This window comes from Bacillus sp. AFS029533 (assembly GCF_002585125.1).
Lineage (GTDB): Bacteria > Bacillota > Bacilli > Bacillales > Bacillaceae_G > Gottfriedia > Gottfriedia luciferensis_B.
In genome coordinates, this window is record NZ_NUQC01000004.1 from 86,744 (window position 1) to 98,431 (window position 11,688).

At 34.5% G+C, this 11,688-nt stretch carries 9 protein-coding genes; 7 read left to right on the plus strand and 2 right to left on the minus strand.

Translation table 11 applies throughout. The features are described 5' to 3' along the window. Nucleotides 1-15: 15 nt before the first annotated feature. The 4 genes from xylA (at nucleotide 16) to COE53_RS02050 (ending at nucleotide 5,620) form a co-directional block, all read left to right on the plus strand. Complete coding sequence (gene xylA / locus COE53_RS02035; protein WP_069033673.1) at nucleotides 16-1,350, plus strand: xylose isomerase; 1,335 nt, start codon at nucleotides 16-18, stop codon at nucleotides 1,348-1,350. Between the two features lie 96 nt (nucleotides 1,351-1,446). Further along, on the plus strand, nucleotides 1,447-2,946 hold the full coding sequence (gene xylB, locus COE53_RS02040; protein ID WP_098947360.1) for a xylulokinase: 1,500 nt from the start codon (nucleotides 1,447-1,449) through the stop codon (nucleotides 2,944-2,946). A gap of 40 nt (nucleotides 2,947-2,986) precedes the next feature. After that, nucleotides 2,987-3,970 (plus strand): aldo/keto reductase, encoded by a 984-nt coding sequence (locus COE53_RS02045; protein WP_069033675.1) that lies wholly within the window; start codon nucleotides 2,987-2,989, stop codon nucleotides 3,968-3,970. 45 nt (nucleotides 3,971-4,015) lie between these two features. Continuing rightward, complete coding sequence (locus COE53_RS02050) at nucleotides 4,016-5,620, plus strand: glycoside hydrolase family 43 protein (protein WP_069033676.1); 1,605 nt, start codon at nucleotides 4,016-4,018, stop codon at nucleotides 5,618-5,620. Nucleotides 5,621-5,672: 52 nt separating this feature from the next. Here COE53_RS02050 and COE53_RS02055 read toward each other — a convergent pair whose 3' ends face one another. After that, entirely contained in the window at nucleotides 5,673-7,208 is a 1,536-nt protein-coding gene (locus tag COE53_RS02055; RefSeq protein ID WP_069033677.1) for a DHA2 family efflux MFS transporter permease subunit, read from the minus strand. Nucleotides 7,209-7,419: 211 nt separating this feature from the next. Here COE53_RS02055 and COE53_RS02060 point away from each other — a divergent pair, with 211 nt between their 5' ends. The 3 genes from COE53_RS02060 (at nucleotide 7,420) to COE53_RS02070 (ending at nucleotide 10,865) form a co-directional block, all read left to right on the plus strand. Then, nucleotides 7,420-8,310, plus strand: a complete 891-nt coding sequence (locus tag COE53_RS02060; protein ID WP_069033678.1) for a TetR/AcrR family transcriptional regulator — start codon at nucleotides 7,420-7,422, stop codon at nucleotides 8,308-8,310. Between the two features lie 283 nt (nucleotides 8,311-8,593). Further along, complete coding sequence (locus COE53_RS02065) at nucleotides 8,594-10,672, plus strand: carbon starvation CstA family protein (RefSeq protein ID WP_098947362.1); 2,079 nt, start codon at nucleotides 8,594-8,596, stop codon at nucleotides 10,670-10,672. Continuing rightward, the gene (locus COE53_RS02070) at nucleotides 10,662-10,865 is read left to right on the plus strand and encodes a YbdD/YjiX family protein (RefSeq protein WP_069033680.1); all 204 of its coding nucleotides are present in this window, start codon (nucleotides 10,662-10,664) and stop codon (nucleotides 10,863-10,865) included. Before COE53_RS02065 ends, COE53_RS02070 begins: the two co-directional genes overlap by 11 nt. A gap of 66 nt (nucleotides 10,866-10,931) precedes the next feature. On the opposite strand, the gene COE53_RS02075 is transcribed toward COE53_RS02070, so the two are convergent. Next, nucleotides 10,932-11,603 carry a YdeI/OmpD-associated family protein gene (locus COE53_RS02075; protein WP_091024640.1) on the minus strand — a complete coding sequence of 224 codons (672 nt, stop codon included), beginning with the start codon at nucleotides 11,601-11,603 and terminating at the stop codon, nucleotides 10,932-10,934. Nucleotides 11,604-11,688: the final 85 nt, after the last annotated feature.

The window sequence follows — 11,688 nt, forward strand, 5'->3', positions numbered from 1 at the left end:
TAGGAGGAATTAAACATGAGTTACTTTACTAATATTAACAAAATTAAATTCGAAGGTCCTAAATCAAAAAATCCATTTTCATTTAAATATTATGATCCTCAAAGAATAATTAACGGTCAAAAAATGGAGGATTTACTTCGTTTTTCAGTTGCCTACTGGCATACATTTACTGCAGATGGTTCAGATCCATTTGGAGCAGGTACAATGCAACGTCCTTGGAATCATTTAACGGGAATGGATCTAGCTAAGGCACGTGTAGAAGCATCATTTGAGTTCTATGAAAAGTTAGATGTTCCTTTCTTCTGCTTTCATGATTCAGATGTTGCGCCTGAAGGAAATACATTAGGTGAAACTTATAAAAACTTAGATGTCATTGTAGAAATGATAAAAGAATATATGAAAACAAGTAAAACAAAATTGCTTTGGAATACGGCAAATATGTTTACTCATCCTCGCTATGTAAATGGAGCCGCTACATCTAATAACGCGGACGTATTTGCATATTCAGCTGCAAAAGTGAAAAAAGGATTAGAAATTGCAAAAGAGCTTGGTGCAATTAACTATGTATTCTGGGGTGGGCGTGAAGGTTATGACACGCTTATGAATACTGATATGAAGCTTGAGCAAGACAACCTTGCGCGTTTCTTCCATATGGCTGTAGATTATGCAAAAGAAATTGGATTCGATGGTCAGTTCTTAATTGAACCAAAACCAAAAGAACCAACAAAGCATCAATATGACTTTGATGTGGCAACTGGACTAGCGTTTTTACAAGCTAATGGTTTAGAGAAACAGTTTAAATTCAATATTGAAGCAAATCATGCAACACTTGCTGGTCATACATTTGAGCATGAATTACGTGTTGCTCGAATTAACGGAATGCTTGGTTCAGTTGATGCAAACCAAGGTGATAAGTTAATTGGTTGGGATACAGATGAGTTCCCTACAGATCTATACTCTACTACATTAGCAATGTATGAAATCTTAAAAAATGGTGGCTTAGGAAAAGGCGGCCTGAACTTTGATGCAAAAGTAAGAAGAGGATCATTTGATGTAGAAGATTTATTCCATGCACATATAGCTGGAATGGATAGCTTTGCAATTGGCACATTAGTAGCTAATAAACTAATTGAAGATAAAGTATTTGAAAGCTTTATTGAAGATCGTTATAGCAGCTTCACTTATGGTATTGGTAAAGAAATCGTAGAAAATAAAGCAAGTTTCCATACACTTGAAGCATATGCATTAAATTTAGGTGATATCCAAAATAAATCTGGTCGTGAAGAACGTCTTAAATCAGTGCTAAACCAATATTTATTAGAAGCGATTTCTGAATTCGCAACAGTTTAAAAACCTTTTGATCATAAAATGTGCTGGGAAACTCATTATTTCCAGCACATTTTTCTCATACGATACGCTAAAGAAAACAATAAAAGGATGATTGTTATGAAATATGTAGTAGGTATTGATTTAGGTACAAGTGCCGTAAAAATTTTACTTGTTAATCAGTCCGGAGAAGTATGCCAAGAAGTATCTCGTGCCTATCCATTAATACAAGAAAAATCCGGATATAGTGAACAAAGACCAGAAGAATGGGTTGAAAAAACAATCGATGGACTTGCCGAACTAGTTAGAGACTTTAAAGGTCATCCGAATGATATACAAGGGATTAGCTTCTCAGGTCAAATGCATGGTCTAGTGTTATTGAATAAAGAAAATGAAATCCTTCGTAATGCAATTTTATGGAATGACACAAGAACGACTAAGCAATGTGAAAAGATCAATGAAATAGTTGGCAAAGAACGTTTACTTGAAATAACGAAAAATCCAGCACTTGAAGGATTTACTTTACCAAAACTTTTATGGGTAAAGGAATTTGAACCAGAGATCTATAATCAGGCAGCAGTATTTTTATTGCCTAAAGACTATCTTCGTTATCGTCTGACTGGAGAAATTCATACTGAATACTCAGATGCTGCCGGAACATTACTTTTAAACGTGAAAGAAAAGCAGTGGAGTGAAGAATTATGTACTAAATTCGATATTCCTTTACATCTTTGCCCACCAATTGTCGAGTCTCATGATTGTGTTGGAACAATTACAGAAGAAGTTTCTATTTTGACAGGACTTAGCCGTGAAGTGAAAGTATTTGCAGGCGGAGCCGATAATGCTTGTGGCGCAATTGGCTCAGGTATTTTAAAAGAAGGCAATACGCTATGTAGTATTGGTACTTCAGGAGTTGTTCTTTCTTATGAAGAGCATGGAGAACAAGACTTCAAAGGTAAGGTTCATTATTTTAACCATAGTAAAGAAGATGCTTTCTATTCAATGGGTGTAACGCTTGCCGCAGGATATTCATTAAGTTGGTTTAAAGATACTTTTGCTGAAGGTGTGAATTTCGAACAACTATTAGAGGATGTTGACCTTGTTTCAATTGGCTCAAATGGTTTAATGTTTACTCCGTATTTGGTTGGTGAAAGAACACCACATGCGGATTCAATTATTAGAGGGTGTTTTATCGGTATGGATGCAGCACATAAGAGAAGTGACTTTACGAGGGCCGTCATGGAAGGTATTACTTTTTCATTGAACGAGTCAATTGAAATTTTCCGAAATAACGGTAAAAGGATTGATTCAATTATTTCAATTGGTGGCGGTGCAAAAAATCCTATTTGGCTTCAAATGCAAGCAGATATTTTTAATGCGACAATTATTAAACTTTCAAGCGAGCAAGGTCCTGGGATGGGTGCGGCGATGCTTGCTGCTTATGGATGTAATTGGTTTGAATCATTAGAGGCTTGTGCAGAAGAGTTCATAAAGCCAATCACTTCATATAAACCAGTAAGTGAAAATGTTAAACAATATGAGAAGCTTTATTCTATTTATAAGCAAATTTATTCCAGCACAAAGGAACTAAATAGAATGTTATCTGAATTTAGAAACTAGTATAAGACGCTAAAAATTAGCACTAGAGGGGGAGTTTTACTTGAATTATCGAGAACTTGGTAATACAGGTTTAATGATTAGTGAGGTAAGTTTTGGAACTTGGGCAATTGGTGGAGCATGGGGCAAAACAGATAATACTGAAGCTTTAAAATCATTACGACACGCAATCGACCAAGGTGTAAATTTTTTTGATACTGCAGATGTATATGGTGATGGTCATAGCGAAGAACTATTGGCTAAAGCCACAAAAGGACTTGAAGATAAAATTTATATAGGAACAAAATTTTGTCGAAAAGGTGATATCTTTTCACCGGAAAATTACTCATATGAAGCGGTTAAGTCTTATTGCGAGGATAGTCTAAAACGATTAAATCGAGATGTGATTGATTTATATCAAGTGCATTGTCCAGCAACTGAAATTTTAAAGGATGGACAAGTATTTGATGTACTTGACCGTTTAAAAAGCGAAGGGAAAATTCGCCATTACGGGGTTAGCGTTGAAACGGTTGAAGAAGGAATGATTTGCTTAGAAAACCCAAATGTGAAAAGCTTACAGGTTATCTTTAATATTTTTAGACAAAAGCCATTAGAAGAATTACTTCCCGAGGCTTATAAGCGTGGAGTTGGTGTTCTTGTAAGATTACCACTAGCCAGTGGACTCTTATCTGGAAAGTATAAGGCTGATCATATTTTTGAGGAAGATGATCACCGAAACTTTAATGAAAATGGAGCGGCCTTTAATATCGGAGAAACATTTGCAGGCTTGGGCTTTAAAAAAGGAGTAGAATTGGCAAATCGAATTAACTGGATTGCTGAAGGAAGGTCTTCGATGGCAGGTGCAGCACTTAGATGGATTTTAGATCAAAAGGAAATTACATGTGTAATTCCTGGATTTAGAAACCAACGCCAAGTGGATGGCAACTTAGAAGCAATGAATATACAATCTTTTTCGAAAGCGGAATTAGATCAATTAGAGCTTTTCTATCAAAAAAATGTTTCTGACTTTATCAAAGGTGCTTACTAAAAAGTAATGTATTGAACTATATAGATGCATATGGAGGAGTATAAAATGGCTAAAATCAGTAATCCAATTTTACAGGGATTTAATCCCGATCCAAGTATTTGCCGAGTTGGGGAAGATTATTATATTGCAGTTTCAACATTTGAATGGTTTCCAGGAGTTGGAATTTATCATTCAAAGGATTTAAAGAACTGGCGATTAGCATCAAGACCTTTGAAACGTTTAAGTCAATTAAATATGACAGGTAATCCAGATTCGGGTGGTATTTGGGCTCCTGCATTATCTTATCGTGATGGACAATTCTGGTTAATTTACACTGATGTAAAGGTAGTTGAAGGTCAATGGAAAGATTGTCACAACTATCTCGCAACATGTGAAACGATTGACGGAGAATGGTCAGACCCAGTTTACTTAAATAGTACTGGATTTGATCCTTCATTATTTCACGATGAGGATGGAAAAAAATATTTAGTTAATATGGTTTGGGATCATCGTGTAGGAAATCATCATTTTTATGGCATTTCATTACAAGAATACAGTGTAGAAGAAAAGAAACTAATCGGAAAAGCAGAGGTTATCTTTAAAGGAACCGATATTAAACTAACGGAAGCACCACATTTATATAGAATAAATGATTACTATTACTTATTAACGGCAGAAGGTGGTACGAAATATGATCACCAAGCTACAATTGCTAGGTCAAAACAGTTAATGGGGCCATATGAAGTACACCCGGAAAACCCGTTAATTTCGTCATTCCATGCGCCAAGAATTCCCCTTCAAAAAGCAGGACATGCATCAATTGTTCAAACACATACAGATGAATGGTTCCTTGTGCATTTAACAGGAAGACCATTACCAAGAGAAGGTCAACCGTTGTTAGACCCAAGAGGTTTCTGTCCATTAGGAAGAGAAACTGCTATTCAAAGGCTTGAGTGGAAAAATGATTGGCCGTATGTCGTAGGAGGGAATAGTCCATCACTTGAAATAGAAGGGCCAAAAATAGATGAAGTAAAATGGGAAAGTGATTACCCTGAGATGGATGACTTTAACTCAGATGTCTTAAATCCTCACTTTCAAAACTTAAGAATTCCATTAGGAGAGAATATTGTATCCTTAAAAGACAATCCAGGGCATCTACGTCTTTACGGAAGAGAATCCCTAACATCTAAATTTACTCAGTCATTTATAGCAAGACGCTGGCAACATTTTAACTTTACTGCAGAAACAAAAGTAGCATTTAATCCAAATACATTCCATCAATCAGCTGGTTTAGTAAATTATTACAACACTCAAAACTGGACTTCATGTCAAATCACTTGGAATGAAGGAAAGGGTCGAATTCTTGAATTAGTAACATGTGATAATTTTAAGTTCGATCAGCCTCTTCAAGGAAACGAAATTATCATTCCAGAACATGTTGAATATGTATATCTTCGAGTAGATGTGAAAACGAATGTTTACGAATACTCCTATTCATTTGATGGAGAGGATTGGATAGCAATACCTGTAAAACTTTATTCATTTAAACTGTCTGATGATTATATTCAGGGTGGTGGATTCTTTACAGGTGCATTCGTTGGAATGCAATGTCAGGATACGACTGGGCAAGGGCTACACGCGGATTTCGATTATTTTATTTATAAGAACTAATAAAAAAGTTCAACCAATTTGGTTGAACTTTTTTAGTCTAAAACTTACTGTATTAATTCTCTGCTAACTTTTTCTTAAAGTTAGTACTAGTATTAGTATTTTCTTTCACTACAGGTTCCTCTGCAGCTGTTGAACGTTTAATAAAGAATGCAAGAACTAGTGCAACTGCGGCAACGAATACCGTCACATAAAATGAGAAGTTAATTCCCTCTAACATTGCCTTCATTGTGATCTCTTGCTTAATTTGAGCAAGCATTTCAGGTGTAGGTTTACTAGTCACATGCTTCATCGCTTCAGCAGCAAGCTCTTTCGCTTTAGATTCTGTACGATTCGACATTACTGTTACGAGTAAAGCAGTACCAATTGCCCCAGATACTTGCTGTAAAGTATTATTCATGGCAGTACCATGTGGATAGAATCGTTTTGGTAATTGATTTAAACCATTTGTTGATACTGGCATCATTACCATCGACATACCGAACATACGTAATGAGTATAAAATAATAATATGTGTATATGTTGTATCCATTGTTAATTTACTTAAGAAATAAGTAGTAACAGTCATAATTGCTAAACCAGTTACTGCAAGTATTCTTCCGCCGATTTTATCAAATAATTTACCCGTAATTGGGGACATAATTGCCATTAATAATGCACCTGGTAACAGCATTAAGCCTGCATCAAATGGTTTAATGCCGCGAAGCGTTTGAGTGTAAATCGGTAAAAGCATCATTGCTGAGAACATAGCCATTGTCACTACAATTGAAATCGCTGATGATAAAGCAAACATAGGGTAGCGATAAATTCTGAAGTTTAACATTGGCGTATCAAGTTTTAATTGACGTAAGATAAATAGTATTAATGAAATAACCCCTACAATTAAAGTAACGTAAGCTTCTGGACTATCCCATCCTTTTGTTCCTGCAGTACTAAAACCGTACAATAATCCACCAAAACCTATACTTGATAAAAGAACAGAGAAAAGGTCGATCGTACTATTTGATTTCTCTTTTTTATCTTTAAGTAAGAAAAAGCCAATAATTAAAATCGTTAATGCAATCGGTGAAACAACATGGAAAAGCATTCTCCAGTCATAATGTTCAATAATCCAACCAGATAATGTCGGGCCAATTGCTGGTGCACCCATCATAACTAAACCAAAGAAGCCCATTGCAGTTCCTCGTTTTTCAACAGGGAAGCTAGTTAGCATAACATTCATTAATAATGGCATTAAAATAGCCGAACCAGAAGCTTGAATCATACGACCCGCTAATAATAAAGGAAATACATGTGCAAATCCTGCAGTTAAAGTACCGATATTAAATAAAAGTAGTGCAGTTAAAAATAAATGTCTAACAGAATATTTTTGGATCAAAAAAGCAGTAGTCGGAATTAAAATACCATTAACTAACATATACCCTGTAGAAAGCCATTGAACAGTCGAAGGCTCAACGTCCAAATCCTTCATAATAGAAGGTAAAGCAATATTAAGTAAAGTATTGTTTAAGAACGCAATAAAAGCCCCAATCATTAGGATTGTAATAATCCCATATGGTGGGCGAACCGATTTATTCATGGAATGATCCATGATTTCCCCTCCTTTGTACATCTAGTTCAATTTTTTGAACTGTGTTTCCATCTTCTATATAAGATAATATGATATACCATTCATTCATTAGATGCAATTATAATACCCATTAGAAATCTTTAATAATCTAATCAGATATTTACTAGTTAAAAATGTTAAAATAATGTACTATGTTTTTTAAGCAGTAATTAACTAGAACCAAGGTGATTATATGAATGATCGTAAACAGCATGTTGTAAAAATAGCTCATGAATTGTTTATTGAAAAAGGATTTCAAGCAACATCTATTCAAGACATATTAGACTATAGCGGTATTTCTAAAGGTACATTTTATAATTATTTTTCGTCTAAAAGTGATTTAGTAGTCGCATTATTTAATATGATTTATAAAAAACTTGAACATGAAAGAAATGAGTTGTTGATCGGACAGAGCCCTTCAAATATTGAAATTTTTATTAAACAAATAACATTATTAATGGAGGCAAATAGAGATAATAAATTGATTTCTCTATTTGAAGAAGTAATTTATATAAATGACTTAGATATTAAACAGTTCATAAGAGAAGGTAATTTTAAGACATTAAATTGGGTGTATACTCGATTCTTAGACATTTTTGGTAGTGAGAAAAAAGATTTTTTATTAGATAGTGCCATTATGTTTTTAGGAATTATACATCATAATGTTAGATACTATGACCTTGCCAAAGATGTGAATATTAGTATGGATCAAGTCGTCCGATATAGTGTAAAACGTATGATTAAAATTGTTGAGGATGTTGAGGAATCTGGTGAGCAATTATTCAATTTGGAACTATTAGATAGATGGTTACCAGTAAGAAAGACCGAAGAAAATCTTCAACAAAAGCTTTGTAGTATAATTTGTACAATGAAAAAATCAGCATTAAATAGTAATGAACAACAGAAGTACAATGAGTTACTAGATTTTTTACAAAACGAATTGTTGCAGTCAAAAACACCTAGAAAATATTTAATTGAGAGTGCTTTAGTATCCTTAAACGAAGGGAAAACGTTACTAGGAGATAAAGAACTACAAAAGCTTAATGAGTTGATCGATATTAATTTTATACAACACGTTAAATAACCCATTTAATGAAAGAGAACCATCCTTTAGCAATTAAGCTTAGGATGGTTTTCTTTTTGTTTATAATGATTAGTTCAAATTTCACTATAGCTAAAGTTGTTTTTTTCCCTTGAAATTTTTCGATTAGATAAGTTCAATACAACTTTCGTCTACTTTTAAGACGAAAAACCAACTGAAAATCAGTAAAAATGTCGTTATTATACTTTTTTTACCATTAATTGACAAAAAATTCTGAATTGGTGATATACTTTCTTTTATAAATGAAAAAGGAGGTATCTTTGTTGTGAAATCTTTAAAATCAATAGTAGTTTGGGGATTAATTTCAATACTTGGAGCTTTCTGTTTTTCTGTACTAGCTTTAAAAAGAGGGGAAACAATAAATGCAATTTGGCTCCTCACTGCGGCAGTTAGTACATATGCAGTGGCTTATCGTTTTTACAGTAAGTTTATTGCAGAAAAAGTATTTAAACTTGACGAAGATCGTAAAACACCTGCCGAAATTAATAATGATGGTAAAGACTTTGTACCAACGAATAAGTGGGTACTATTTGGTCATCATTTTGCAGCGATAGCAGGGGCTGGACCACTGGTTGGACCAATTTTAGCTGCGCAAATGGGTTATTTACCCGGAACGATTTGGATTATCGTAGGAGTTGTATTTGCAGGGGCAGTACAGGATTTTGTCATATTAGCTGCTTCGACACGTAGAAATGGTAAATCGCTTGGAGAAATGATTAAAGAAGAGATTGGTCCTATAACTGGGGTCATTGCGTTAATAGGTATATTAGGAATTATGGTTATTTTATTAGCTGTATTAGCACTTGTTGTAGTTAAAGCGCTCGCAGGAAGTCCTTGGGGAATGTTTACGATTGCAGCAACTATTCCAATCGCAATTTTCATGGGTATTTATATGCGATACATACGTCCTGGCCGAGTAGGAGAAGGGTCTTTTATTGGTGTTATTTTATTACTACTTTCATTATTTGCAGGACAATATGTAGCAGAAAGTCCAACATTAGCAGCAATGTTTACGTTTAAAGGAGAAACGATTGCGCTTATGTTAATTGGTTATGGGTTTATAGCATCAGTACTTCCAGTTTGGCTATTATTAGCTCCACGTGATTATTTAAGCACATTTTTAAAGGTTGGAACGATTTTAGCTTTAGCAATTGGCATTATTATTGTAGCACCAGACTTACAAATGCCGGCCGTTACAAAATTTATTGACGGAACAGGACCAGTATTTGCTGGAAATCTATTTCCGTTTTTATTTATAACAATTGCTTGTGGATCTGTATCTGGATTCCACTCATTAGTTGCTTCAGGAACTACACCAAAAATGATTGAACGTGAAACGCATGCACGTGCCATTGGTTATGGTGCTATGTTAACGGAGTCTTTTGTAGCAGTAATGGCTATGATTGCGGCATGTTTATTAACTCCAGGAGCATATTTTGCTATAAATAGCCCACCTGCCATAATTGGAACTGACGTAAATCAGGTGGCTCAAGTAGTTTCAAGCTGGGGCTTTACAATAGCTCCAAATGATTTGACTACACTAGCAAAGGATGTAGGGGAACAAACGATTCTTTCTCGTACTGGTGGGGCACCAACTTTAGCAATCGGCATGGCGGCACTCTTCTCTAAAGTAATCGGTGGTAAAACACTAATGGCTTTTTGGTATCATTTTGCTATTTTATTTGAAGCATTATTTATTTTAACAACAATTGATGCTGGAACTAGGATTGGACGTTATATGACGCAGGATATACTAGGCAATGTGTATAAGCCATTTGGAAAGACAGATTCACTTCCTGCAAATTTAATTGCGACAGCTATTTGCGTTTTCGGCTGGGGTTATTTCCTTTATCAAGGTGTTATTGATCCACTTGGAGGCATTAATACTTTATGGCCGTTATTCGGTATTGCAAATCAAATGCTTGCAGCGATTGCATTATTGCTAGGCACAACGATCTTGCTGAAAATGGGGAAAAAGGCATATGCATGGATTACATTAGTGCCAACAATTTGGATATTAATCGTCACAATGACAGCTGGTTGGCAAAAGCTGTTTCATGCATTACCAAAAATAGGGTTTTTAGCGCATGCTAAAGTATTTAAAGATGGTTTAGCTGCTGGCAAAATCCTTGCACCAGCAGCTAGTAAAGCACAAATGAATCAAATAATTTTAAATGACTATATTGACGCAACAATTTGCGGATTATTTATGGTGATTGTGCTTTTAGTTCTAATTGCTTCGATTCGAAATTGGATAAATATATTGTCTAATAAACCGATAAAATTACATGAAACTCCATACATTAAACGCGAAGAAAGTGAACCGAAAAATTATGCACTATAAAGTGGAGGAGTTCAAAAAATATTATAAACAGTTTATTAGTTTATTAGTAGGAGTACCAAGCTATGAGAAATATGTTGAACATATGAAAACACAACACCCTGATCAACCAATTCAATCTAGAAAAGAGTTCTTTATCGAAGCGCAAGAGTCACGTTTTAATTCTAAAGGTGGTAAAGTTACTCGTTGTTGTTAAAGCAGATATATATAATCTAATAAGTAAACAAAATCCACAAGAAATAATCTTGTGGATTTTTTGCTTCTACTTTTTATCTCTACGATATAGATCCAGCGTTTTATATCCAGCACTTAAGACCATTTTCATTTCTTCACGTCTTTTTGCTTTCGTGGCTTCTTGCTTAGCGCTATAGACGTGTCTTGCCCAATCTTTACGATACCCAGGAGTTAGAGACTTATAGATCGTAAGTAATTCAGGAGAATCTTCTAAATCCTTTTCAACATTTGGAATCATATCAATATAATCATCTACACATTGACTTGCTTTCGATGAATTCGCAGCTTTTGTTTTTGATTCATCTTTTAATCCAACAACTGTAAAGACGTCATCTAATCCAACCATACGAGCAAATTTAATTGTACTTGAACCAATATAGCCGCTCTCATCCGCACCTAATCCTTCGAATAAATCATCACGATGAATATAAGTCGAATATACTTTGTTTCCTTTTTTAGGATAGGCAATAAAAAGATACCCATTTTTATCTAAATAATGATTCTGGATAATCTTTGTGACTAGTTCTTTTAGCGAATCCATATCAAGTACAAAAGCAAATATCAGATCGTAAGGATGGTTTTGTAGATCCGTATCAAAATGTGGTAAATCCTCAAAATAATTTGCATCACTTGGTTGATTTAAAACTGTAGCTTTTTTATATTTTTTTAAGTTTAGCTTTTCAACAATGGTTTTAGTCATCCCGATCCACCTTTAAAGTAGTAAGTATAAGGCTATTATAAATCAAAATAAGTAAAAAAATAATAGAAGCCCAGTTTCGAGCTTC